The organism is Fictibacillus halophilus (assembly GCF_042680145.1).
GTDB lineage: Bacteria > Bacillota > Bacilli > Bacillales > Fictibacillaceae > Fictibacillus > Fictibacillus halophilus_A.
The window spans coordinates 2,760,455-2,785,930 of sequence record NZ_JBHTNQ010000001.1 but is presented as its reverse complement, the minus strand read 5'-3'; the positions used below and the strand labels follow the sequence as shown (position 1 = coordinate 2,785,930).

Annotated in this window: 18 protein-coding genes; 16 read left to right on the top strand and 2 right to left on the bottom strand. The window is 42.5% G+C overall.

Annotation, left to right across the window (positions count from 1 at the left end):
• The first annotated feature begins 135 nt into the window (after window positions 1–135).
• Complete coding sequence (gene manA, locus ACFQ4X_RS14095; RefSeq protein WP_379836121.1) at window positions 136–1,095, top strand: mannose-6-phosphate isomerase, class I; 960 nt, start codon at window positions 136–138, stop codon at window positions 1,093–1,095.
• A 206-nt stretch (window positions 1,096–1,301) separates the two neighbouring features.
• On the opposite strand, the gene ACFQ4X_RS14090 is transcribed toward manA, so the two are convergent.
• Both ACFQ4X_RS14090 and ACFQ4X_RS14085 read right to left on the bottom strand, forming a co-directional pair.
• Window positions 1,302–2,270, bottom strand: coding sequence for a nuclease-related domain-containing protein (locus ACFQ4X_RS14090; protein WP_379836119.1), 969 nt, complete (start codon window positions 2,268–2,270; stop codon window positions 1,302–1,304).
• 286 nt (window positions 2,271–2,556) lie between these two features.
• Window positions 2,557–3,570, bottom strand: a complete 1,014-nt coding sequence (locus ACFQ4X_RS14085; protein WP_379836117.1) for a LacI family DNA-binding transcriptional regulator — start codon at window positions 3,568–3,570, stop codon at window positions 2,557–2,559.
• Between the two features lie 348 nt (window positions 3,571–3,918).
• On the opposite strand from ACFQ4X_RS14085, the gene ACFQ4X_RS14080 reads away from it, so the two are divergent.
• From ACFQ4X_RS14080 to ACFQ4X_RS14010, 15 genes are all read left to right on the top strand, one after another.
• Window positions 3,919–5,235: an ABC transporter substrate-binding protein gene (locus ACFQ4X_RS14080; RefSeq protein WP_379836115.1), complete on the top strand. Its 1,317-nt coding sequence runs from the start codon at window positions 3,919–3,921 to the stop codon at window positions 5,233–5,235.
• Window positions 5,232–6,104 carry a carbohydrate ABC transporter permease gene (locus ACFQ4X_RS14075; RefSeq protein WP_379836113.1) on the top strand — a complete coding sequence of 291 codons (873 nt, stop codon included), beginning with the start codon at window positions 5,232–5,234 and terminating at the stop codon, window positions 6,102–6,104. The genes ACFQ4X_RS14080 and ACFQ4X_RS14075 overlap by 4 nt, the downstream gene beginning before the upstream one ends.
• Window positions 6,091–6,918 (top strand): carbohydrate ABC transporter permease, encoded by an 828-nt coding sequence (locus tag ACFQ4X_RS14070; protein WP_379836111.1) that lies wholly within the window; start codon window positions 6,091–6,093, stop codon window positions 6,916–6,918. The genes ACFQ4X_RS14075 and ACFQ4X_RS14070 overlap by 14 nt, the downstream gene beginning before the upstream one ends.
• Before the next feature lie 17 nt (window positions 6,919–6,935).
• Window positions 6,936–7,859, top strand: a complete 924-nt coding sequence (locus ACFQ4X_RS14065; protein ID WP_379836109.1) for an MTP-1 family protein — start codon at window positions 6,936–6,938, stop codon at window positions 7,857–7,859.
• Between the two features lie 13 nt (window positions 7,860–7,872).
• Window positions 7,873–8,934, top strand: coding sequence for a BtaManbiosPhlase (locus ACFQ4X_RS14060; RefSeq protein WP_379836107.1), 1,062 nt, complete (start codon window positions 7,873–7,875; stop codon window positions 8,932–8,934).
• A gap of 287 nt (window positions 8,935–9,221) precedes the next feature.
• Window positions 9,222–10,097 carry an ROK family protein gene (locus ACFQ4X_RS14055; RefSeq protein WP_379836105.1) on the top strand — a complete coding sequence of 292 codons (876 nt, stop codon included), beginning with the start codon at window positions 9,222–9,224 and terminating at the stop codon, window positions 10,095–10,097.
• Between the two features lie 413 nt (window positions 10,098–10,510).
• Window positions 10,511–12,895: a beta-galactosidase gene (locus ACFQ4X_RS14050; RefSeq protein WP_379836103.1), complete on the top strand. Its 2,385-nt coding sequence runs from the start codon at window positions 10,511–10,513 to the stop codon at window positions 12,893–12,895.
• Between the two features lie 24 nt (window positions 12,896–12,919).
• Window positions 12,920–14,284 (top strand): ABC transporter substrate-binding protein, encoded by a 1,365-nt coding sequence (locus ACFQ4X_RS14045; RefSeq protein ID WP_379836101.1) that lies wholly within the window; start codon window positions 12,920–12,922, stop codon window positions 14,282–14,284.
• Between the two features lie 31 nt (window positions 14,285–14,315).
• Entirely contained in the window at window positions 14,316–17,288 is a 2,973-nt protein-coding gene (locus ACFQ4X_RS14040) for an extracellular solute-binding protein (protein WP_379836099.1), read from the top strand.
• Window positions 17,254–18,165 carry a carbohydrate ABC transporter permease gene (locus tag ACFQ4X_RS14035; protein ID WP_379836097.1) on the top strand — a complete coding sequence of 304 codons (912 nt, stop codon included), beginning with the start codon at window positions 17,254–17,256 and terminating at the stop codon, window positions 18,163–18,165. Before ACFQ4X_RS14040 ends, ACFQ4X_RS14035 begins: the two co-directional genes overlap by 35 nt.
• An 18-nt stretch (window positions 18,166–18,183) precedes the next feature.
• The gene (locus tag ACFQ4X_RS14030; RefSeq protein WP_379836095.1) at window positions 18,184–19,062 is read left to right on the top strand and encodes a carbohydrate ABC transporter permease; all 879 of its coding nucleotides are present in this window, start codon (window positions 18,184–18,186) and stop codon (window positions 19,060–19,062) included.
• A gap of 20 nt (window positions 19,063–19,082) precedes the next feature.
• Window positions 19,083–21,101 (top strand): YIP1 family protein, encoded by a 2,019-nt coding sequence (locus ACFQ4X_RS14025; RefSeq protein ID WP_379836093.1) that lies wholly within the window; start codon window positions 19,083–19,085, stop codon window positions 21,099–21,101.
• Window positions 21,094–23,373, top strand: coding sequence for a DUF5696 domain-containing protein (locus tag ACFQ4X_RS14020; protein WP_379836091.1), 2,280 nt, complete (start codon window positions 21,094–21,096; stop codon window positions 23,371–23,373). Before ACFQ4X_RS14025 ends, ACFQ4X_RS14020 begins: the two co-directional genes overlap by 8 nt.
• On the top strand, window positions 23,354–24,214 hold the full coding sequence (locus tag ACFQ4X_RS14015; RefSeq protein ID WP_379836089.1) for a carbohydrate ABC transporter permease: 861 nt from the start codon (window positions 23,354–23,356) through the stop codon (window positions 24,212–24,214). The genes ACFQ4X_RS14020 and ACFQ4X_RS14015 overlap by 20 nt, the downstream gene beginning before the upstream one ends.
• A 16-nt stretch (window positions 24,215–24,230) precedes the next feature.
• Window positions 24,231–25,181, top strand: coding sequence for a carbohydrate ABC transporter permease (locus ACFQ4X_RS14010; protein WP_379836087.1), 951 nt, complete (start codon window positions 24,231–24,233; stop codon window positions 25,179–25,181).
• Window positions 25,182–25,476: the final 295 nt, after the last annotated feature.

Sequence of the window (25,476 nt, the reverse complement as noted above, 5' to 3'; positions counted from 1 at the left end):
TTAAAATCAAACCTTCATATCCATTGATTCCCGATAGTAATTATTTCTAGTCTCGAATTTTCAATACAGGTGGTTTATCTTTAAACAAACGTTTAAAATGGGGAGTAGAAAACCCACATAGGGAGTGTTGTGAAAGTGTATAATGAACCGATTTTCTTAAAACCTGTATTCAAAGACCGAATCTGGGGCGGAACAAAGCTTCGTGAAGAGTTCGGCTACGATATTCCATCGGAAACAACTGGTGAGTGCTGGGGAATTTCCGCTCATTCAAACGGCCCAAGTGAAGTCGTGAACGGACCTTTAAATGGGAAAACACTTGACCAAGTGTGGGACGAGCATCGTGAATTGTTTGCCGATCAAGAGGGAGAAGACTTTCCTTTATTGATAAAAATTTTAGATGCGAAGACGGATCTATCTGTGCAGGTGCATCCAGATGATTCCTACGCACGTGAAGTAGAAGGCGAGGCGTTCGGTAAAACAGAATGCTGGTACGTGATCGATTGCGAGCCAGGTGCGGAATTGGTGTATGGTCATCATGCGGGGTCTAAGCTGCAGTTTGAAGAGATGGTGTCAGATAACCGCTGGAACGAGCTTCTTCGTAAAGTTGCGATTAAGCCTGGTGATTTCGTATATGTGCCAAACGGAACGATTCATGCAATCGGTGCGGGAACGATGATTTTGGAGACACAGCAAAGCTCTGATATTACGTATCGTGTGTATGATTACGATCGCCGTGACGATGCTGGGAACACACGCGAGCTTCATATCGATAAGTCGATTGAAGTTGCGATGATTCCGCATCAGGACGCTGACTTCGAGCCTGTTTTATCTGCGAATGACGATTTGAAGATCGAGAAATTGATTAAAGAAAATTATTTTACCGTTTATCACTGGAATCTAGAAGGTTCAGTGTTGGCGGTCGAAAATCCTTCGTATTTGCTAGTAAGTGTACTGGAGGGTGAAGGAGAGTTGAAGATTGACGATCAATCTACTTCAGCATTTAAAAAAGGCGACCACTTTATCGTACCATCAACAGTGAAAAACTTCGGAATGAGCGGTAATGCGAAGTTTATCGTGTCACACCCGACGGTTTAATAGAAAAGGAGCAACCGGAATGAGGGTATTCCGGTTGTTTTTTTGTGTAACCGAAAGACTTGAGCGTAACTCGATGAATTTGAGCGAAACTACGTGTGGTTTGAGCGTAGAACAGGGATTCTTAGCGAAGATCGGTGATTCTGAGCGTAGCGAGCTATTTTTGAGCGTATGTGTAACAGATTAAAGAACACGTACCGTGAAAAAAGTTAATTTAACTCATTCAAGTGGAATACCTTGTACTTACCTATTTTCGTGGCTGGAATATTTAAATCATTCAATAGATGTTTTGCCAGATGGCGGGAGGAAATCTGAAGGAAGTCGCAGCAATCATGAATTGGTAGAGTAGGGCTGATTAATAATGCATATTCCTTTAATGTATCAATATGTGCTTTATTGCAATAATGACCACAATTTAAACAAAGCCACTTTTTCCTTGCTCTAATCATAGGAATTTTAGTACATTTTGGACAGGCTACACCTTTGGTCAAGTCATTTGCCGATATATTAAATTTTTTAAAGAGATTTTGATCGGTTTGATTATGTTGTTTGAGCAGAAGCCGAGATAATTTTTTGATGTCTTTTTTAGTAATTATTTCTTTTTGATAATGCTTTTGATAGGTGTGAAATCTGGCTAGAAGGTTAGCGCTATGTGTTACAAATTTAGAGATATTCGTATTTTCAGGAATGGCCATAATTTTGGTGTTGGGGTTGCTGATGATCACAAGAGATTCGATTGGAAGTATGGGGAACTTATAGAGATTTAACCATTCTTTGAACAAGTGAGTTTGCCGGTAAAGCTGTGAGATTGGGTCCGGAAATGTTTCTTCGGTATCTTTATAAGTACGGATAAGTTGGTGGAATTCTTGGTCAAATATTAGAGTACCTGCAATGTGTTTCACCTCGATAATGAGAAAAAACGATGGCGTTAAGATAAGAATATCGATTTGAAAATGACTGGAGCCAAACGGGAGACGGAGATCGTGGAATATGTGAGTTTCCTCTTTTGGGAGTAAATCTAGATGAAAATCGAGGGATTTTTCACCTTTATAACCTGCAATGCTTCTCATAAGCTCGCCTTCAATTTCCTTCTCTGCAGGATGGTCAGGGGAAAAACGCTTGTGTAGAAGTCTTAATTTCTTAATTTTAAGAGATTCTGCTGCTTCTTTTACAATCATAACATCACTCCTCATGATAAAAATTCCCTTATATGGCATCAGAGTCCTTCACCAGATGTTAGTTTCATTGTTTTAAGGATAATCTTGAGCGTAACTCGATGATTTTGAGCGAAACTAAAGGTAGTTTGAGCGAAAAGCAGGGAAGTCTGAGCGAAGATCGATGATTCTGAGCGTAGCGAGCTATTTTTGAGCGTAGGTGTAACAGATAAAAGAACACGTACCGTGAAATCGCAGAAAATCTATCAAACACAATAACGAAAGCCCCTTGCAACCAAGGGGCTCCATTTTATTTATTCACTTTAGAAGTAGACTTGCGTTTTAATAGGGTAGCTGGCAAAAGCAGTTCTGTGATGGGTTCCTTTGTATTGTCCATCCGCCAAACAAGCTGTTCAATCGCTTTTCGGCCATAAAGCTCTAAATCAATATCCATCGTCGTAATCTTCGGGTTGGCTAACCTTGAAAGCTGTCCGTTATCAAAGCTGCAGACGGAAACATCATCAGGAACACGTAACCCTTTTTGCTGTAGCGCAGACTGAACAAAAAATCCGAGTCCGTCGTTTACACAAAACCAAGCTGTCGGCTGTGTCTCTACTGAATCCGCCAAATCTCGTACAACAATCTCATTTTCCTCAACAGAAGAAAAAATCAATTGCTGATCAACTTGCAGTTCGTGTTCTTGAAAAGCGAGCAAATACCCTTCGAGTCGCTCCTGATAACTCGGTGAAAAACGGGTATCCCCAACGAACGCAATTTTTTTATGACCAAGATCGATCAAATGTTTAACTGCTGTGTAAGCCGCAAATCGGTTGTTCGTCAGAATCGCATCAGCCTGAATGAGTGGGTGATGATGGTCAATCGTTACCGTTGGAATGCCGGTTGCGATGATCTTATTAATATATTCCGTGCTGATGTGAGATAAGATAAGCACGCCATCGACTTGTTTGTTTTCTATAAAAGAAGGGAGAGTCAGATTCTCCTTCGCCTCGTTAGTTATCGATTGTATCAGTACATTCAGGCCTTTGTTAGTCGCCTCTTTTTCCACACTTAAATAGATCTTTCCGAAAAAGCTTTGCAGCGAAAAAGCTAAATCTGAAGCGATCAGTCCTATGTTGCCCGTACCCTTGCCTTCTGTTTTCGCTGTAATCGTCTTATACTGATATCCTAATTCCTTAGCTGTCTCTTCAATTTTTTTACGGGTGGCAGGGCTGACACCGGGTTTCCCAGAGAGAGCCTGTGACACCGAGTTTTTTGAGATATTTAAATGATCCGCAATGTCTTGCATGGATACTTTTTTCGCCATTATTTAAACAAACCTTCCAAAAAAAGAATTTTGTCACGTTACAAATTAAATATAAACGAAAAGGTAGATTAAGTAAATAAAAACAAAAGGTGAATTTTAAAAATACCCTTCGAGCCTAGAAGTAACTAGGAAATTTATGATTATAAAATTGTCTGACAAAACGTTTGACAACATTACAAATACGTGTAATAATCACATTACATTAAGTTACAAAAACAATTACAGTAATGACATATTTACACATTGTAATCAAAGTCACGCTTTTTTTAAAACCCAAAATGATAGCGCTATCATTTTAGGTTCGTAAAACAAATACTGGGCATCACTATTAACAAGGGGGATATTCTGATGAAAATGAAAAAGGTAGCATCTCTTTTCCTTACCGCAACGATCGCAGCATCCGCACTGGCAGGCTGTTCAACCGGAAACGGTGAGAAATCTGCTGACGGAAAAACGACCATCGAATTCTGGGCGGCTCCAAACCCGACGCAGCAAGTGTATTGGAAAGAGATGGCGAAAGAATTTGAAAAAGAAAATCCGAAAGTTAACGTTAAAGTAAGTCCGATGAAAGAAAGTCCAACTTCAGAAGCAAGCATTCAATCTGCGATTGCAGGTAAGAGTGCTCCGACGATGTCTGAGAACATCAACCGTGGATTTGCGGCTCAGCTCGCTGATAGTAAAGCACTTGTTCCGCTTAACGAAATCGAAGGCTGGGATAAGCTTCTGGAAAATCGCAGCATGACAGACACGATCAAAACATGGGAATTCTCTGATGACAATCAGTATGTCATGCCCATTTACTCAAACCCAATGTTATTTGGCTGGAGACTCGATATTTTAAAAGAAGTTGGCGTAGATAAAATGCCGGCTACTTATAGTGAAGTTCTTGATGCTGCTAAAAAGCTAAAAGTGAAATACCCTGAAAAGTACGTTTGGGCTAAACCTGCCCTTGCAGATCCAACAGCACATCATAGATGGTTTGACTTCTTCATGCTTTATGATGCGGCATCCGGCGGTAACAATTTTATTGAAGGTGATAAGTTTGTAGCCGAGGATGAAGCAGGAATAAATTCATTGAAATTTATGGATGACCTCAGAAAAGAAGATGCCATTTTAACGAAGCAGTCCACAGATCCTTTTGAAAATGGTCTTGGGATTTTCACAGACCTTGGACCATGGACGTTCAGCTATTGGGAAGAAAAGTTCCCTGAGATGAAGTACAACGAGAACTTTGGGCTGGCACTTCCTCCAGTTCCAGACGGTACGGATACAGAAAAAGTGAACACATTCGCTGATACAAAAGGAATTGTAATCTATGCCTCTGCAACAGAAGAAGAGCGAAAAGCGGCGATGGAATTTATGAATTTCGTTTATTCGAATCCAGAAAACGATTTGAAGTGGTTGGAGACTACAAAACTTCCACCAGCTCGTGATGACCTTTCAACAAACGAATCCTTCAAAGCGTTCTTTGATAAAAATCCTGAACTGAAGCCTTATGCAGATGCTGTACCAAACGCAATACCTTCAATTGATAACGCTAAATACAACGAACTTCAAACACATATCGGCCGTTATGCTGTTAACCCTGTCGTGAAGGGAGAAGTTGATCCTGAAAAAGGCTGGAAAGAGATGAAGAAGGCCATAAAGGAGGAACTTAAAAAATGATGAAAAGAAACGGGACGGGCTGGCTATTCGCCAGTCCTTACCTTTTATATGCGGTCATTTTCTTCGCCATACCGCTGTTCTGGTCGATGTATCTATCATTCACAGACTGGAATCTGATTTCGCCGGTCTACTACTTTAAAGGGTTTGATAATTTTATAGAAGCAGTGAAGCATCCAGGAGTACAGGCAGCATTCTTTGTAACATTCAAGTTCATGGCAGCGTTCGTTCCTATGGTTATCGTTTCATCGCTCGCTGTAGCACTTGTCATTCACGGACTGCCTCGATTCAAAGGCTTATTCCTAATCGGATTCTTCCTGCCTTATTTAGCATCAGGGGTTGTTTCATCTTTAATCGTAAAAGGATTGCTGTCCCATAACAGTGCTTTCAACGTATTTTTGCGGAAGTTTGGAATCGAAATCGACTGGCTGAGCACGCCGTTATCTGCATTGCTGGTTGTTGCGGCAATTATTGCTTGGAAGTTCACCGGCTATTACGCACTTATTTTGACTGCTGGGTTTGAAAGCATCAATAAAGACGTATATGAAGCAGCTGCGATTGATGGCGTAACACCATCACAACGTTTTTGGAAAATAACTTTGCCGCTTTTGTATCCAGCTTTGTTTACGGTGTTGATCCTCTCGATCGGGGTATCATTCGGGATCTTCACAGAGGTTTACCAGCTGACAGGCGGTGGACCAAACTACGCAACAAACACGTGGCAGATGGAGATTTTTAAACAAGCGTTTACGAACTTGAGCGCAGGTTACGCATCAGCAGTTGCAATCATCGCTTCAGTTGTGACGTTCGCTTCCATTTTAGTCATCAGAAAATTACTAGAGATGTGGGGGAAACGTAATGGTTGGGTCTAAAAAAGGATTAACTTTTCGCTATTTAATCGCTTTTGCATTGCTTATCGTTATGGTCTTTCCGTACCTCTATATGGTGATGAACTCGTTTGCCGACTGGACGCAGGTTGATAAAAAGGTAGTGCCGACTGAGTTTACGATCCGTTCGTATGAATGGCTCTTCTCAGGCGGGGAGGCGGGAGTCGCGAGACCTTGGCTAAAGGCTTTCTTCAACAGTGTCATTGTTTCAACCGCATCAACAGCTCTCATGATGGTGACAGGTGCGATGGTCGCTTTTGCACTCGCAAAAATGAACTTTAAAGGCCGTGAATTCATCAATAACGCTGTACTGTTCCAAATGTTTTTCCCGGCGATCATCTTGCTGATTCCAACGTTTTTAATCATACAAAATGCAGGACTTTATGACACATATACGGCAATGATTCTGCCGAAAGCGATGAGTTTATGGGCCGTCTTCATGTACACGAACTTTTTCAGGGCGATCCCGGACACATTTATTGAAGCTGCTAAGCTAGACGGAGCTTCAAACTTTCAGATCTTATATAAAATCGTGATGCCGATGTCTAAATCGATCACAACAGTCGTTTTCTTATTCTTGTTCATGGAAAGATGGACGGAATTATTGTGGGATATGATTGTGGTTCGAAGTGATAGCATGCTGACGCTTAATGTACTGTTGTCTCAAATGTTCGGACCATACGGCGGCTACCCAGGTCCGATGTACGCAGCATCCGTCCTATTAACGGTTCCGATCATTATCTTGTTCCTGTTCTTTTCAAAACAGTTCAAAGAAGGCATGCAGTTTACGCTTAAATAGGTTGAAGGAGAATTTTTATGACAAAAACATGTGCAGAATTAGTGGAAGTGTATTTAGAGAAGGATCAGCCGGCGAACCCCGAAAAATTAAAGTTTACGGGTGTTGGGGAACGTGATGTGTACAACATCACAGCTCCATTTGAAGACGAAGGAGAGTTAGTGATTGCAGGCCGTGTTGAAGCCCGTGACACCGAACATTCAGAAGTATACTTTTTCGTGAACCGTGATGGTGTTTGGACACCGAGAGAAGGTGCACCGGTATTTGAACTGCAAGATCCGTTCGTTACGAGAATTGCTGGAGAGCTAGTGCTTGGCGGAGTCGAGATTTTTCCGCATCCGACGAATGAAGGCGCACTTGGCTGGCGGACTGTTTTTTACAAAGGTTCATCCATAGAAATGTTGAAGCCGTTTTTCAAAGGACCGGACGGGATGAAAGATCTTCGTCTCGCTGAGTTAAAAGATGGAAGTGTTGCTGTTCTAACCCGTCCTCAAGGAGAAAAAGGCGGCCGGGGCAAGATTGGATTTACGCGTATCCCTTCATTAGAAGATTTAACACTTGATGTAATTGAAGAGGCACCACTATTAGATGGTCAGTTTGCTGAAGGAGAATGGGGGGGAGCGAACGAGCTTCACATTCTCGATAACGGACTGATTGGCGTACTTGGCCACATCGCAAGTTTTGATGAAGAAGGGAACCGTCATTATTATCCGATGGTGTTTTCATTAAATCCTGAAACAGGTGAGCATACAAAAATTCAATTGATCGCTATCCGCGATGACTTCTTGGCTGGTGAGTCCAAACGTCCAGATTTAGTGGATGTGGTATTTAGCGGCGGACTTGTTCGTAAGGAAGATGGAACTACAGATTTTTACGCAGGTACCAGTGACGCAGAAGCCCACAAAATTACTATAAAAGATCCGTTCAATCAATTTGAAAAATAAGGGGACATGCAGCATGAATGTGTATCGATATGAAGAAAACCCGCTCGTTACGCCTCGTGACGTGAAGCCGCACCGTGACGATTTTGAAGTGATCGGAGCGTTTAACGCTGGAATTGCGCAGTACAAAGACGAAGTGATCATGCTTTTGCGTGTGGCCGAGCGTCCGATAAGTGATGATTCTAACGTGGTGAAAGCTCCCGTTTACAATGTTGAGACTGGGGAACTGGAGATCCACTCGTTAAACCTGGACGATGAACGGTACGATTTTTCCGATCCGCGTGTGATCTGTGAAAAGAAAAACGGTAAGAGCTTTTCTTATTTAACATCCCTTTCTTATATTCGATTGGCACGCAGTAAAGACGGACGCAACTTTGCGATAGAAGATGAACCATTTATCTACCCTTCGAATGAGCTGGAAACGTTCGGAATCGAAGACCCGCGCGTCACGCAGATTGGGGACACGTACTATATCTATTACAGTGCGGTTTCTCCTGCTGGTGTGGGTGAATCGCTTGTTTCGACAAAAGATTTTATGGAAGTTGAGCATCATGGGATGATCTTCTGCCCCGAGAACAAAGACGTGTTAATTTTTCCTGAAAAAATTAACGGCCTTTATTATGCGTTGCACCGGCCGGTTCCAAAAAGCACGGGCGCACCGGAAATTTGGGTCGCAGAATCTACGAACCTTTTACACTGGGGCAATCATAAACATTTGATCGGATTACGTGATGGAATGTGGGACAACGGAAGAATTGGCGGCGGTGCGGTTCCGATCAAGACGGAAAAAGGCTGGCTGGAACTCTACCATGGCGCATCAAAAGAAGACCGTTATTGCATGGGAGCCGTTTTGCTAGATTTAGAGAATCCGGCAAAAGTGATCGCTCGTTCAGAAACGCCGATTTTGGAGCCTGAAGCCGATTATGAAGTGGATGGATTCTTCGGGAATGTCGTGTTCTCATGCGGGGTGCTTGTCGAGGGTGACGTTGTGAAGATGTATTACGGCGTGGCGGACACATCAATGGCATGCGCAGAGCTCAGTTTACAGGAGATTTTAGACTCATTGACGTATTTATAAGAAAGATGTGGCCAAAACTTCAGGTTTTGGCTTTTTTTTGAATTGAAATAGTGGGTAAGAGGTTTAGTTGAGCAAAAACAGGGGCAGTTTGAGCGTAGAGAGGTATGAGTTGAGCGTAGGTGAGAGTTTTTGAGCGGAACGGGATGAATTCTGAGCGTAAGTCGAACTTTTTGAGCGTACGTGTAACAAATAAAAGAACACGTACCGTAAAACACCTAAGCGTGGTTCACAAAAGCTCGCCATACCCGTTTCATGTTAAAATCAAGCTAATGAAAGGAGCGGTACAGATGATTTTAGGTGCAATTGAAGCAGGCGGTACAAAATTTGTATGCGGAATCGGCAACGAAAACGGAGAAATCATAGAGAAAATCAGCTATCCGACCACAACACCGGAAGAAACACTGCAGCTTGTAACAGATTATTTCAAGGATAAGCAGATTGAAGCGCTTGGCGTGGGCTCATTTGGACCGATCGATCTTAACACGGAAAGCTCCACGTACGGATTCATCACAAGCACACCGAAAAAGCATTGGAAGAATGTGAACTTGCTGGGCGAACTCAAAAAACACATCGATGTGCCAATGGCATTCGATACAGATGTGAACGCAGCAGCGCTCGGTGAACTGGAGTGGGGAGCGGCAAAAGGGCTTGATAGCTGCATCTACATGACAGTTGGAACGGGAATCGGAGTCGGAGCAGTTACAGAAGGTAAGCTCATTCACGGAATGCTTCACCCAGAAATGGGACACATTCTCGTCAAACGTCACGAAAACGACACTTACAAAGGAAATTGTCCTTTTCATGGGGATTGTTTAGAAGGAATGGCATCAGGTCCTGCTATCGAAAACCGCTGGGGTCAAAAAGGTGTGGTGCTCTCAGCAAACCCTCAAGTTTGGGAGCTTGAGGCTTATTATCTCGCCCAGGCGCTTGTGAACTATATTCTGGTACTCTCACCGAAAAAACTCATACTAGGCGGTGGCGTGATGCAGCAAAAACAGCTGTTTCCGATCATCATCGAAAACGTAGTGAATCTGTTAAACGGCTATATTCAGCACGAGAATCTATTAGTATGTATTGATGATTATATTGTTCCGCCTGAACTGGGTGATAATGCAGGACTTTGCGGGGCGTTGGCGCTGGCAAAAAGACATAAAGCGATATAAAGGACAAGCTGACTCATCTGAGAGTCAGCTTATTTTGTAAATGATCAAACCTTACTATATTTCTAAATATTCAAAAAGTACTATTGAAAACGGTTTCAGGTTTTATTATAATAATTTCATTGAAACGTTTCAATAATTAGTAATGCCTTATATTTTTTTACACTTCGGTGAAACGTTTCGATAATTCGTTCCCGACCTTTTTTTACTAAAAATTTGAAACGTTTCAATTGCTTAAGGAGGGTGATAGCTGTTCACTTGAAAGGATGTAACCGCAGTTGCAGGTGCCACAGTTTTACAACAGCATTTAAGTCGCTGTCAGAAACTCCTTAACAAACCGTTCAACCCAGAATATGAAGTTCAACTAAATCAAACCATCTTATAAAAAAACCGACTTTCGGTTGAAGAGGTGAAATATGATTCAGATCAAAAATGAGAAAGTAATTGTTAACGGTAAAGAAGTTATTTTATTCGGTGGAGAGCTTCACTACTTCCGGGTACCTGCAAGTGAATGGAGGACCCGCATCCGTCAGGTGAAGGAAGCTGGAGCAAATATGGTCAGTACGTATGTGCCATGGATTTTTCATGAGTACGAAGAGGGCTCGATTGATTTAACTGGTGAGACGAGGCCAGAAAGAGATTTGGAAACGTTTCTTCAACTCGTAAAAGAAGAAGGGATGTACTGCCTGGTTCGTCCTGGCCCTTATGTTATGGCTGAAATAGTGGACCATGGCGTGCCAACCTGGTTCATCGAGAACTACCCTGAAGCGGTCGCGAAAACCAACAAAGGGGAACAGCACCCAACGCGAGTGGTCAGTTACAGTCATCCCGTTTTCCTTGAAAAGGTCGAAATCTGGTACGAAAAGGTTTGTTCTCTCATAAAACCACATCAGGTCACAAATAGCGGTTCGGTCATTCTTTTTCAGCTTGATAACGAAGTAGGGATGTTCCACTGGGTTACCAATCAGCCTGACTATAACGACTCAACCTTAAAAGAGTTCACTGAACATCTGAAAAATAAATATTCCCAGCAAGAATTTGAAAATACCTTCCGGGTGCCTTACGAGGATATCAGCAGCTTCTCACAGTCTAAAATTCAAAAACCGGAACCAATCTATGCCCATGCTATTCGAAATGAATTTGGACTTTTTCTCAGAGAACATTACCGAAGATTCATAGAGTATTTAAAGCAGTCAGCAGAGGAAAAAGGAATTGATGTACCATTCGTGGTGAACATCCACGGGTTCCATACGATTGATCTTACAAAACGAGGCACGATGTATCCGATCGGCATCTCGCAGCTTTTAGAGACTGCCAAGATCGATAACGTTCTTATGGCTGGGGATTACTACATCGGCAACATCGAGTATGACAGCTATACCGACATTGTGCTCGCTAATGCTTTTACGAAAGCGATCCAATGGAAAGAGCAGCCGCTTTTTTCAGCTGAATTCCAAGGGGGATGCATTAGTGACAAACCGAGGCTTCAGCCGCCGACGTTCGACCTGACGACCCGGCTCTGTATAGCCGATGGGATGAACGGTGTGAACTATTACATGTTCGCAGCGGGAGAAAACTATGAAAATATCGGTTTGCATGGAAAGCGCCACGACTGGCAGGCGCCTCTGACCGTTAAGGGTAAAAAGGCTCCTCATTATGATGTCATCCAGCATATTGGGAAGATGATGCAAGTGTTCGAACGGCCGCTTCTTGACACGAAGCATGAGGTTGATACCCATATGGCTTTCTATCCGGATTACTACATGACTGAGTTTTATGATGAGCATACAAAAAGCATGACGGATCAGATCCAGCAAGAGCGGGATGCTTATTTATACAACGGCATCGCAAAAGCACTCAGGGTGAACAACATCATCTATGACGCTGTAAATCTATTAGATCAGGAAGAGCTGGACCCTGTTAAACTGCCAACGCTTTGGATGTTTACAACCGAGTGGATGGACGAACATATTCAGCAAAAGCTCGTTTCATATCTCGAAAATGGCGGAAAGCTGATCCTGTTCCCGACCATTCCTGTAAAAACGATGAAAAACGTACCATGTACGATTTTAAAAGATTATATTGGCGTTACGGTTAAAGGACATAAAACTCATGGTTTTGCGCAAATTGGCGACGCTGATAATGTGCCCGTCAACAAGCAGGAGCTGTATGCAATAGAAGATGGTGTATTTGCATGGTCAGAGGATGAAGACCGCAGTGTGATCGCTTTTGAAAAACAGCTTGGAAAAGGAACGCTTCTTATGTTTGGCGTCGGCATGGATCATAATTTTTACTATCAGAACGATCTTATTGTTGATTTAGCGAAGAGAGCAGGGATCAAAAGCAGGTTCCAGCTAAATGAGGAGCTCGATATTACGGTCCGCGCTCACCCGGAATCCGGCAGCTTTGTCTTTATTCAAAACTTTGATGAGTATAAAAAGAAAACGGCAATTCGTTACAAAGGGGAGCTGCTTTTTGGCGGCAAGGAGTTATGCGTTCCGCAAAGAACCGGCCTGATGCTTCCGATCGGTGTTCCATTAAATGACGACATCACTATTACATATGGAACAGGTGAGATCTTCAATATCGAAGAGGAACAAAATAAGCTGCAGCTTTCTATAAGGATTACACAGCCTGAAGAGGAATTCATTCTTACTTCTTCTACATGGCTTCCGTCCGAAAATAAAAACGTTTCTATCAAAAAAATGGCTGAGAATCAGTATAAAGTTTTGATTCATTCTTATAACGAGTCTGAAACCATTCAGTTTAACCCTGTGGTTGTACAAGCTTCAAAACTATAAATCTATTATATTGGAGGGTTTTTTATGAAAAAAGTATTGTTACTTATCGCTATGTTAGCGTTAGTTTTCTCGATGGCTGCCTGCAGCTCTGATGAAAAGGCTAGTACAGATGAGAAAAAAGAAAATGTGACCATTTCTTATGCAAGCTGGTCACTTGGTACTGAAAAAGAACAAAACCTTGAGCGCCTAATGATTAAGGCATTCGAAGAAAAGTATCCAAACATCAAGGTCAAGATCGATGAGTCAATCAGTCCGACTGACTGGAACGGGACGCTTGCTGCAGCAGCAAGTGCTGGTAAGATGCCAGACGTTTTCGCCCTTCCGCAAATTCCGTCATCATTATCAAATGATTGGCTGATGGATATTACAAAAATGACTGAAAAAGATAAAGACTTTGCAAACATTCCAGAAGCAGTACGTGAATCTGCAACTTACAACGATAAAGTGTATGCCGTTCCTTTTGCACAGCATTTCTTAGGTTACTTAGTAAACAAAGATTTGTTTAATGAAGCAAACCTTGATTATCCTGAATTCGGTTTCTCAGTAGAAGAGTACACAAAAGCGATTAAAGAAGTCACAAACATCAGTAATGGTGTGGCTGGAACAAACCATGCTTTCTCAGTAGCAGACTGGTATCCGGCAGCAGTTAACCCTGATATGGGCTGGTACACATTGAAAGATGGTCAATACTCATTAGATTCAAAAGAGTTTACTGCCGGGGTTAATCTAGCAAAAGAAATTACAACAAACAACTATGCATATGAAACCCTGCCTGAAGATCAAAAAGCTAACTTTAAAGGTGAGAACCCTGAGGAAGTTTGGATGAATGGACAAGTTGCCGTGAAATGGGACGGTACTTGGGGAGTTCCTGCTCTTCTAGAAAAAGGTACATTTGATTTTGACTTTATCGGACTTCCTGGTGGAAGAACGGGTGTAACGAATGACTTTGTAGGAATTTCAAAAACAACTAAAAATGCTGAAGAAGCTTACCTTTTCTCTAAATGGATGTCTTTTGGTAAAGAAGGCTTCATGAAGCGTATGGAAATTGCACAAAAAGAAGGCAAAGGATTAAATACACTGCCTGTGAACGCGGATCCAGAAATTTTGGATGAATACTTTGCAATCAATGAAGTGCCAGGAATTAAAACAGCTTATGACAACCTGGACAATGCGATTGTTGAACCTGTAAAAACGGTTCCTGGATATGTAGATGCACGCTGGGAAGCACCAACAGGCGTGAAAGCAGGAGAAGAAGCAAACGCAAAGATTGCTGCGTTATTAGACAACGCCATCAAAGGCAACTTAAAGATTGAAGATTATGCGAAACAGCTTGATCAGTTGGCAGACCAAAAAAGCAAAGAAGCACAAGAGGCTTTAAAAGATAAATAGAAAGCCTGTAGTTTAAGGGGAGGTTGATAGTATGAAGTTTAAGAGAATTGTTTGGTCGGTTATTATGCTGTTCTTCATCTTTCCACAAGGTTTTGTATCTGCTGAGACTAACAGTAATGATAAGCCTGCCGAGCAAGTCGTGGAGGAAAACTATCATACCGTCCTGGAAACTTGGGAGAAAGAAGGAAAGAAGGGCGCTTCAGACTTTGAAGCGTCCGTATCTCCTTCAGACTTTCAAATAAAAGATAAGAAGAATCTGCTCTCAGCAGCTGAAAGCAAAGGGTACGAAGATCGTGTTTTCTATTGGCATAACCAAGAGTCCGTTTCCTATGAAATTGATGTAAAGGAAGCTGGGCTTTATGAACTTTCATTTGATTATTATCCATTAAGCAACGAGGTTGTTCCAATAGAGGGTGCAATCCAGGTAAACGATAAATATCCATTTTACGAAAGCAGAAGGATCGTATTTCCGGCAGACTGGCAAAACGACAGAAATAAGTTCAAGAAAGACCGATTTGGAAACGATATGATCCCAAAGCAAAAGCGGGTTGAAAAATGGAACCGCTTAACGGCAGAGGATGCAAGCCAGCTGCAATCCGAACCGTTAAAATTCGAACTAAAAAAAGGAAAGAACAAGATAACCCTAGCCAACTTAAGCGGTGAGATGCTGCTCGGCAACGCATATGTTCACTTCCCTAGTAAACTTCCAAGCTATAAAGAATACTTGGCGGATCACAAAGATCAAAAGCAAGTTAACACCTTAATTACAAGAGATGCGGAAAAGAATTATACGAAAAACAGTTCATACATAAGACCATTTGCGGCAAATGATTCCTCAGCTATTCCTAGTAATCCGAAGACCTTGCTGCTGAATACGCTTGGCGGTGATTCTTGGACAAAGAGCGGACAAACCGTGAATTGGAAAGTGAACGTTAAAAAGGATGGATTTTACAACCTTACGTTTAAAGTATTGCAGAACAAAGAAACAGGCGGACCTGTTTTCCGTAAGCTGCTTATCGATGGCAAAGTTCCTTTTTCAGAAGCAGCACCGATTACGTTTGATTTTAATAAAAACTGGACCAACGTGACGCTCGAAGACAATAAAGGAAAACCATTCTTGTTTTATTTAAAAAAAGGTGAGCATGAGATCGGATTGGAAGCAGATGCATCACCAGTCGAGCCGGTTCTTCATACGACCAATGAGATCATGAGAGAGATGGAAGAACTCACTCTTGAGATTCGAAAACTCACTGGAAACCAGACAGACCGTTCCCGCGGATGGAAGATCAGTGAGTATATCCCGGGTATCGATAAAAAGTTATCCGGATGGGCAGATCGATTAGATCAGGAACTGAAATACTTAAGAAGTCTGGATCATTCTAGAGAAGATTCTCAAGACATCGTTTCACTAGAGATGGCGGCTCAGAAACTCAGAAACCTGAGTAAGAAACCAGATCAAATTCCAAGCCGGCTTACGGAGTTATCGGAAGGATCTTCTTCTGCGGCGCAAATGCTTGGAAACATGCTTGTTACTTTGCCTGAACAGCCGTTAACCGTAGACCAATTCTATTTACATGGTGGAGATAAAGAGCTGCCAGATGCAGAAGCGGGATTTTGGGAAAAGCTGATCGATTCAGTGAAACGTTTCTTCCTATCTTTCTTCTCTGAAAATTACTCGGCGAAGGAAGCGGATGAGAAGACGCTGGAGGTTTGGGTGAACAGACCTCGTCAATATGTGGAGCTTCTGCAAAATCTATCTGATCAGAACTTTACGCCAGAAACGGGAATTAAGGTGAAGTTTTCAATTATGCCGGAAGAACAGAAGCTGATTTTGGCGAGTGCATCCAATAAACAGCCTGACATCGCGCTCGGCATCAGTTCATGGCTTCCATATGAATTATCCATTCGTGGTGCTGCGGTCGACCTTCATCAGTTTGATGACTTTGAGGCGTTCAGCAAGCACTTTTCACCAGGGGCGTTTCTTCCGCTCATGATCGGTGATTCGGTGTATGCGATGCCTGAAACACAAGACTTTTTCGTTCAATTTTATAGAAAAGATATTATGCAGGCGCTAGATCTGCCTGTTCCTGATACGTGGGATGATGTGAAAAGCATTCTGCCGGAGCTTCAGCGTTTTGGAATGAACTATTATACACATATTGCGGGAGCGACAGGATTTAAACCGTTCCAGGCAACAGCTCCATTTGTGTATCAGTTCGATGGTGATCTATATGGTAAGAACGGCATGAAAACAGCGATAGGAAGCGAGGAATCGTTAAAAGGAATTCAGTTCATGGCTGAGCTGAACACGATCTACAGCTTGCCGCTTCAAGTGCCGAATTTCTACAACCACTTTAGATATTCCACACTGCCGATCGGGACAGCGAACTTTACGACGTACACACAGCTTACTGCTGCTGCTCCTGAAATTGCGGGCTGGTGGGATATAGCACCGCATCCAGGTGTGAAAAAGGAAGACGGAACAGTCGAACGATGGGCGACGGGGTCCGGACAGTCCGCGATGATTTTTAAAGGAACAAAAAGCAAAGAAGATTCATGGGAGCTGTTGAAGTGGTGGCTGTCTACAGAAACGCAGACAGAGTTTGCTACTAATCTTCAGATGCTGTACGGTCCGGAATACATGTGGAATACGTCCAACCTCGAGGCGTTTAAGAATCTGCCTTGGCCTGACAAGCATAAAGAGACGATCTTAAAGCAATGGGAGTATTTATACGAAGTTCCGAAAAATCCAGGCTCTTATATGATCGAGCGCGAACTGAGCAACATTTGGAACCGGATCGTTTTTGATGGAGTCAATCCGCGGTCTGCGGTAGATGATTCCGTTGTGGCGATCGATAGAGAGATCAAACGGAAGATGGAGGAATTCGGTTACGTGAAGGATGGAAAAATGGTCAAGCCATATCCGATTCCGACAATCGAACAAGTGAAAAATTGGGGTGATGAAGATAATGATGGAAATGAAGATGAAAATGAAAACAACTAAACGCGATTATTCACCTTGGTACTTCCTTGCTCCATACATTATCTTTTTTACAACGTTTATTATCATACCGGTCGCAGCGGCGATCGCACTGTCGTTTACCTATTTTAATGCTATTGAAACACCAACGTTCATCGGACTGAGCAACTATGTCGGTTTGATTACACAGGATGAAGTGTTCATGCAGAAAATCTTGCCGAACACCCTTACCTTTGCGTTAATCGTTGGTCCAGGTGGATATATTTTATCGTTTATCCTTGCCTGGGCACTTGCTCAAGTACCGAAACGAATGCGCACGGTTCTCGCGCTGATCATCTATTCGCCGTCCATGACAGCGGGTGTTGCGATGGCGGTTGTATGGACGATCATTTTCAGCGGTGATGAGACTGGCTATTTAAACAGTCTGCTCCTCACGATGGGTGTTCTGCTTGAACCGATTCAGTGGCTGCAGTCTCCTGAATATTTAATGAAAATCATGATCTTTGTAACGCTGTGGGGAAGCATGGGGGTTGGGTTTCTCGCCATGCTGTCAGGTGTTCTAAATATCAATACGGAGATCTATGAAGCGGGTTATATCGACGGTATCAGCAACCGTTTCCAAGAGATCATCTATATTACGATTCCTTCTATGAAGCCGCAGATGCTATTTGGCGCTGTAATGGCGGTTGTCGGAACGTTTCAGGCAGGAGCGATCGGTGTTGCGCTATCTGGTGCCAACCCTACACCGCAATATGCCGGCCAGCTTATGGTCAACCACTTGGAGGACTATGGATTTATCCGGTACGAGATGGGCTATGCGGCCGCAATCTCTGTTGTTTTATTAATTGTTGTCTATGCATTTTCGAAAGTGGCCTGGAGGCTGTTTGGAGAGAAGGACTAGATTAAGGGAGTGATGAAAATGTCGGCCTTTCAAGGGTCAAAGATGAACCCGTCAAAGTTTCATAAAAGCCAAATTAAGTTTCTCGCTTTTCTAATTCCTTTGGCGATCTTTATGGCTTTGCCGATCGTGTATATATTCTTTCATGCGTTTAAACCAATCGATGAATTATTCGCCTATCCACCGCGTTTCTTTGTAGATAAGCCAACACTGCAAAACTTTGTTGATCTTTTTACGAAAACGAACGATACAGGTGTACCGATGTCGCGTTTCTTATTTAACAGTGTTGTTATTACCCTGATCGTCGTTTTTCTTACCGTCATCATCAGCACGATGGCAGGCTATGCACTATCCAAGAAAAACTTCAGGATGAAAAAAGCGATCTTCGAGATCAATACACTTGCCCTTATGTTCGTGCCAGCAGCTGTAGCGATTCCACGTTATTTGCTTATCGACGAGTTAGGGCTGATCAACACGTTTTTCGTGCACATACTGCCGCTGCTCGCCATGCCGATTGGGTTGTTCCTTGTGAAGCAGTTCATCGACCAAATCCCTGACGAACTGCTTGAGGCAGCAAGACTTGATGGGGCTTCTGACTTTCAAATTTTTATACGGATTATCGTACCGCTCGTTAAACCAGCGATTGCAACGATTGCGATCCTATCTTTCCAGCTCGTCTGGAATAGTATTGAAAGCTCGTCACTTTATGTAAATGACGAAGGCTTAAAGACATTTGCTTTTTATATGTCTACACTGACATCACCAGTTGAAGGGAATAACGTTGCCGGACAAGGACTTGCCGCAGCTGCTTCCTTAATTATGTTCATACCGAATTTGATCATTTTTATTATTCTGCAGAGCCAGGTGATGAATACTATGGCGCATTCAGGAATTAAGTAAGGAAGTAGGAGGGGGGAGAAATGAAGCATTTCGTAAGATGTTTAGCATTATTGTTATTCTTGCTGGTTCCGATGCAGTCCATTGCTTCTGCTTCTGTCCCTTATAAGACAGAGACATTATCTGCAGATGGAAAAACAATCGAAACACAAACTGCGTATACACCAATCGGCACCTTATTACCGGACGCAGAGATCACGAATCCTGAAGATATTTTTTCAGATAAAAAAGGCAACATCTATGTCGCTGATTCAGGCGCTAAAAAGATATTTGTAGCAAGTTCGACTGGTGAAGCTGTCGCTGAAATAGGCGAAGGAACTCTTAAGTCTCCGACAGGCGTTTATGTCGATGAAAATGAAAAGATTTATGTAGCGGATTATGAAGAAGAAAAGATTTTCCGGTTCTCAGGGCAAGGAAAGCTTGAAGCAGAATTCGAAAAGCCGGATTCTCCGCTATTCGGAAAAAGCTCTTCCTTTAAACCGCAAAAGGTTGCAGTAGACCGCCGCGGCAACATTTTTGTAATAAGCGAAGGGTCAACGAACGGGATTATTCAGCTTAGCAAAGACGGAGAATTCCTCGGCTACTACGGTGTAAACAGCACAGAAGCATCCTTTAGCTCATTCGTGCAAAAGCTTTTTATGTCGGAAAGCAGAAAAGCAAGAATGTTTATGAAAACACCGCCTGCACCAGACAATATTGCAATCGATGACCAGGGTCTGATCTATTCTGTAACAGAAGGAACGACGAATGAAGTCATTAAGAAACTGAACGTTGCAGGGAAAAACATGCTTTTTGAAGATATTTCAGAAGAGAAATCACTTCAGGATATTGCAGTGGACAGTGCCGGGAACATGTTCGTCGTTTCCAGCTACGGCGAAATCTATGAATATGACAGCTTTGGGAATCTATTATTCATTTTTGGCGGAAAAGACGACGGTACGAACCGCCTCGGTTTGTTCAAACAGCCTGCCGGAATAACGATTGACCCCGATGGTCGTCTTTACGTAACCGACAAAGAACGCGGATTGATCCAAGTGTTTGAATCAACGGCCTTTTCTAAACAAGTACATGAAGGGATCGCGCTTTTTAAAGAAGGACGCTATGTTCAAAGCCAAAAGTATTGGAAATCTGTGCTTGAGATGAACTCTTCCTTTGGTCTGGCTCACTCTGCAATGGGCTCGGCTTACTACAAACAGCAAGACTATGAAAAAGCATTGGAAGAATACGAGTTTGCGAATGATGTCTATGGCTATTCTGATTCTTTCTGGGAAGTGCGCCACGCGTGGATGCAAGAGAATCTCGAGACCGTACTGTTTATCCTTATCTTACTTGTCGTTCTTTTCTATATGGTAAAACTTCTGGACCGAAAGAAAGGGATATTGGACAAGCTGAGACGAAGCTGGCACTCGTTTAAAGAAAGAAAGCTGTTCGGTGAGCTGATCTTCTTATTTCAATTTTTCAGGCATCCGATCGACAGCTTTTATTACTTAAAACGAAAAAAATATGCTTCCGTTTTATCAGCGACCATCCTCTATATCATCCTGCTCGCTGAGTATATCATCAGCCGTTTCTATACAGGATTTATCTTTAACACATTAGGAAGCGAAGAGGCGAATCTGGTCGGAGAATTATTAAAAATTGCCGTCCCTCTTTTCTTATTTATTGTTGTGAATTATTTAGTCAGTACGATTAACGACGGTGAAGGACGATTTAAAGACATTTATATTGGCACAATCTATTCGCTGGCGCCGTATCTTGTGTTTAGTCTTCCGATCACGATTATGTCCAATGTGCTGACCTATAATGAATCTTTTGTGTACGTGTTCTCGATCCGGATTATCTATGCATGGTGTCTGATCATTTTATTCATCATGATTAAAGAGATTCATAACTATACATTCACAGATACGATCCGCAATATCCTTGTAACCTTGTTCGGCATGGTGATCATGATGCTCGTAGGATTTATCGTGTTTGTCTTGATCGACCAGGTGTACGATTTTGTTTATTCCATCATAAAGGAGGCTGTTTTACGTGTATAAAAAAGCACTGGTGGCGCTTATTCTATTGCTTTTACCGATTACAGTTTTAGCTGCACAAAACGAAAAGAAAAACACCGATCAGCCTCCTTCTGTTGAGGAAAATGGCCAAAACCTGATGAAGTACAATTCTTCATCATTCACAAAGACCGAAAAAACAGATCAAAAACCGATTCAGCAGCAGAACTCTTTCGAAGGATTTGAAAAAGCGGCTGAAAATGAAAATCTCGTATTATATGTAAATGAAAAGTCTCTTGCTATAAAAATTCAAAACAAAAAAACAAAATATGTCTGGAACTCAGGGCTTGATCAGCCTGATAAGTATCGCTTAAACAAAACGTGGGAGCAGATGGCACAGTCTGCGATCACAGTCGATTACATGGACCGAAGAGGAAAAGTGAGAACCGAGAGCATTACAACAAACGATTCCCGGCCAAGATTGGAAACGACTAATAAAGGTTTTACAGCATCTGTTTACTTAAACCAGTCAAAGCTTGAGTTTCAGCTGAATGTGGAACTTGAAGGTGACGAGCTTGTTGTTTCCATCCCTCAAGAGGAGATACAAGAGAGCAAATATACGAAGCTGATCTCGATGCGCGTCTATCCGTTCTTAGGAGCCGTGAACGAGAATGACATGAATGGCTACATGTTTATACCAGACGGGAGCGGTGCTTTGATCCGCTATGAAAAGAGCGGCAAGAAGGCAGATGCTCCGTTCACCGGTGCGATCTACGGTGAAGATGAAGCGTTCAAGAAAACAGAGTTGAAAAAAGATGAGAAGGTTTATCCGGTTCAGCCGGTTAAGATGCCTGTGTTCGGCGCAGTTCATGGCGTGAAGCAGAATGCGTTCTTAACGGTAATTGAAGAAGGCTACTCGTACGGAGATATTTTGGCGTATCCGTCAGGTGTTTCAACAGACTTTAACTGGATCGCATCTGAGTTTCATTTTAGAAAAGAATATTATCAGCCGACGAGCAAGAACATGAAAGGTTTAAACGTTTATCAAAAGAAACCCAATCCGTTCGGCGTAAAACTGAGATATATGTTCCTTCAAGATGACAAGGCCGATTATGTAGGGATGGCGAAGGCCTATCAAGAACATTTGGCTGACACGAAACAGCTAAAAAAATCCGAAGACAAACCTGGTGTACGACTTGAATTTCTTGGAGGCGAAGTAAAAGAAGGATTGCTGTGGAATTCCGTGCTGCCGATGACAAAAATCAGCCGCATTCCAGAAATGACGAACGAACTCAAAAATGAAGTGGAAAATATGTTTGTCGTTTACAAAGGCTGGTCGGAAGGCGGATTAACCGGGACGCTGCCTGCTAAGTTTCCTTTTGAAGGGAAGCTTGGAGACGACGGTGAGGTTGAAGAAGTGATCGCAGCACTGAAGAAAGATGACATTCCGCTTTATTTCCATACCGATTACACGAAAGCGTTTGATGGAGCATCAGGCTATTCCGGAAGTAAGGATGTTGCCAAAAAGATAAGTTCAGAAACGATTTCGCAAACGGAAGACGATAAGACAGTCTTCTATCTATCGCCGCAAAAAGCACTCGCAGCTGCTAAAGAGGATGTAGCTGACTATAAAGATTATGGAATTTCAAATCTGGCAGTCGATACGAGCGGCTATGCGCTGTTTTCAGATTTTGGCAACCAATCAACTTCTGAGCGCAGCAACACCATCAAAACGTATGAAAAGCTGTTTGGTACGTTGAATAAAGAGCTAGGAAATGTGGCGTTATACGAGCCGAACACATATCTGTGGAAAACAACGGACCGTTATTTGGATATTCCGATGAACGCTTCGAACTATGTTTTTGAGAGTGATACAGTTCCATTTATGCAGATTGTGCTAAAAGGCTATATGCCTTATTACGCTCCCTTTTCTAACTTTAATTCAGACTTAGAAGACCAGATGCTGCGCATGATCGAATATGGGGCTTATCCTTCGTTTTTGTTAACCGATGAGCCATCACATCTCCTTGCAAAAACGGCATCGAAAGACATCTATACGTCAGAGTTTCAGATCTGGAAAGAAAAGATCATCGACCAAAACAAAAAGATTGAACAAAGTCTAGGTGAGGTTGAAGGAGAGAGTATTGTAAGCAGAACTGTTCCTCAAACAGGAATCGTAGAAGTAAGGTACTCAAACGGTAAAGTAATTATCGTGAATTACACAAACAAAGCTTATAAGAAGAACGGAGTAGAAGTACCCGCAAAAGGTTTTACTGTTACAGAGGGGGGATCAGCGGATGAAACGACTGAAGAATAAGAACAGCATCACTGGATGGCTCTTTGTTTCACCGTGGATCATCGGCTTTCTCGTTTTTACCGCTTTTCCTCTCCTGTATTCTTTGTTTTTAAGCTTTCAAAAAGTAAAGATTACGACGAGCGGCATCCAGACAGAATTTATTAAGTTCGGAAACTATGAATATGCCTTTGTTGTGGATGGAACATTTGTAGAACGGGTTACCACTTATTTAAGAGAGATGGCGATCTCTGTTCCGATCATCATCGTATTTTCCTTGATCATCGCTCTTTTATTAAACCAGAAGATCAAGTTTCGCGGCGTGTTTCGAACAATCTTCTTTCTGCCGGTAATTATTGCGAGCGGACCCGTTATTAAAGAGCTGATCGATCAAGGAATCACAACGATTCCTTCGATCGAACAATACGCAATCTATCAGGCGTTGAACGATAACCCAGATGGATTCTTTAATGGCATTCTGCTGTATTTGATCAAAAACTTGATCGTTATCCTTTGGTACTCAGGTGTTCAAATCTTGATTTTCCTTGCTGCGCTTCAGAAGATGGACAAGCAGATTTTTGAAGCAGCGAAGATTGACGGGGCGAGCAACTGGGAGTTTTTCTGGAAGATTACACTTCCGAACCTATTGCCGATGATCGTTGTTAATATCATCTATACGATTGTTACGTATTCCATTTTCTCGCTGAATCCGATTATCGAACATATTCAGAAAAACATGTTCAAAGTAGACACAGGATTTGGGTATGCATCGGCATTGTCCTGGATTTACTTTCTTATTATTGCAGCCGCTCTTGCTATTACAGTGGGCGCTATGACGATGAAGAGAAAGAAAAATTACAGCTAAAAAGGATGTGATCAAGGTGCAAACAAAAACACAGCAGCTTAACAAATATTATTTTAAAACCAAAAGAATGTTTTTAGGCATGCAAGGGACAGATGGTCTGCTATACAAAGTCCTTATTTATGCACTTTTGATTGGGATCGGATTTGTCTATCTGTATCCGCTGCTCTATATGGGTGTTTACAGTTTTAAGAGCTTGGATGACCTTTTGAATCCGCTTGTAAATTGGATCCCGACAGAGCTTTACACAGGCAACTATGAGCAAGCAAATAAAGTTCTGGATTTCTTCTCCACATTGATGGAAACGCTTTATGTTACGGTTCTGCCGGCTTTGGCGCAGACTGCGGTTGCAGCGGTTGTCGGTTATGGACTGGCACGTTTTGATTTTAAAGGTAAAAATATTATTTTTGTGCTCGTTCTTTCGACATTTATCATTCCGCCGCAAGTGACTTTGATTCCAAGGTATATCTTCTTTAATGAACTGAACATCCTTGGAAGCTTGAATGCATTTTTATTGCCGGCGACCTTCGGACAAGGGCTGAACAGTGCGATCTTTATTCTGATTTTTTATCAGTTTTTCCGTGCTGTTCCTAAAGCGCTGGAAGAAGCGGCACAGCTGGATGGAGCAGGTCATTTTCGTATCTTCTTTACGATTGCCCTGCCGATGGCGTTACCGGCGATTATTATCTCGTTTTTGTTCTCGTTCGTATGGTACTGGAACGAAACGTATTTGGCGGCCATTTATTTCGGTGATGCTCTAACGACACTGCCGCTTCAGCTGCAGAAGTTTGTAGCTACATATCAGAAGATGTTCCCGGCTGAGATGGGAGTAAGCGGCGGTAATCAGCTGAATGAAGGTATTAAAATGGCAGGTACTGTGCTTTCCATATTGCCGCTCTTGATCGTTTATTTTATAACGCAGCGCTGGTTTGTTGAAGGTGTGGACCGTTCGGGGATTACAGGGGAGTAATTTGAGTTATGTAAGTATGTGAGTGAAGCGGGTGGCTGATTTCCGCTCCAGGCTGCTCGCTTTCCGCGGGCCGGGCGGTGAGCCTCCTGCCGCTTTGCGCCGTTAGTAGTCTCACCTGTCCCACTCGTCCCGCAGGAGTCTCGCACCTTGCGCTCCAATCAACTAGCTGAGAAGCATACAGTTAAAAACCGTGTGAAAGTAACATTTTTAGCAAAAAGATTCGTGGGTGGTTGATTCCGCTCGAATAAACTTGTCTACGAAGTAAAAATATAAAAACTCACTCAATAAGCAGAGA

Excerpts from the sequence above, each read along its gene's own strand:
- ACFQ4X_RS14090 (WP_379836119.1), bottom strand. The coding sequence starts at position 2,270 with ATGATTGTAAAAGAAGCAGCAGAATCTCTTAAAATTAAGAAATTAAGA.
- ACFQ4X_RS14085 (WP_379836117.1), bottom strand. The coding sequence starts at position 3,570 with ATGGCGAAAAAAGTATCCATGCAAGACATTGCGGATCATTTAAATATC.
- ACFQ4X_RS14080 (WP_379836115.1), top strand. The coding sequence starts at position 3,919 with ATGAAAATGAAAAAGGTAGCATCTCTTTTCCTTACCGCAACGATCGCA.
- ACFQ4X_RS14075 (WP_379836113.1), top strand. The coding sequence starts at position 5,232 with ATGATGAAAAGAAACGGGACGGGCTGGCTATTCGCCAGTCCTTACCTT.
- ACFQ4X_RS14070 (WP_379836111.1), top strand. The coding sequence starts at position 6,091 with ATGGTTGGGTCTAAAAAAGGATTAACTTTTCGCTATTTAATCGCTTTT.
- ACFQ4X_RS14065 (WP_379836109.1), top strand. The coding sequence starts at position 6,936 with ATGACAAAAACATGTGCAGAATTAGTGGAAGTGTATTTAGAGAAGGAT.
- ACFQ4X_RS14060 (WP_379836107.1), top strand. The coding sequence starts at position 7,873 with ATGAATGTGTATCGATATGAAGAAAACCCGCTCGTTACGCCTCGTGAC.
- ACFQ4X_RS14055 (WP_379836105.1), top strand. The coding sequence starts at position 9,222 with ATGATTTTAGGTGCAATTGAAGCAGGCGGTACAAAATTTGTATGCGGA.
- ACFQ4X_RS14050 (WP_379836103.1), top strand. The coding sequence starts at position 10,511 with ATGATTCAGATCAAAAATGAGAAAGTAATTGTTAACGGTAAAGAAGTT.
- ACFQ4X_RS14045 (WP_379836101.1), top strand. The coding sequence starts at position 12,920 with ATGAAAAAAGTATTGTTACTTATCGCTATGTTAGCGTTAGTTTTCTCG.
- ACFQ4X_RS14040 (WP_379836099.1), top strand. The coding sequence starts at position 14,316 with ATGAAGTTTAAGAGAATTGTTTGGTCGGTTATTATGCTGTTCTTCATC.
- ACFQ4X_RS14035 (WP_379836097.1), top strand. The coding sequence starts at position 17,254 with ATGATGGAAATGAAGATGAAAATGAAAACAACTAAACGCGATTATTCA.
- ACFQ4X_RS14030 (WP_379836095.1), top strand. The coding sequence starts at position 18,184 with ATGTCGGCCTTTCAAGGGTCAAAGATGAACCCGTCAAAGTTTCATAAA.
- ACFQ4X_RS14025 (WP_379836093.1), top strand. The coding sequence starts at position 19,083 with ATGAAGCATTTCGTAAGATGTTTAGCATTATTGTTATTCTTGCTGGTT.
- ACFQ4X_RS14015 (WP_379836089.1), top strand. The coding sequence starts at position 23,354 with ATGAAACGACTGAAGAATAAGAACAGCATCACTGGATGGCTCTTTGTT.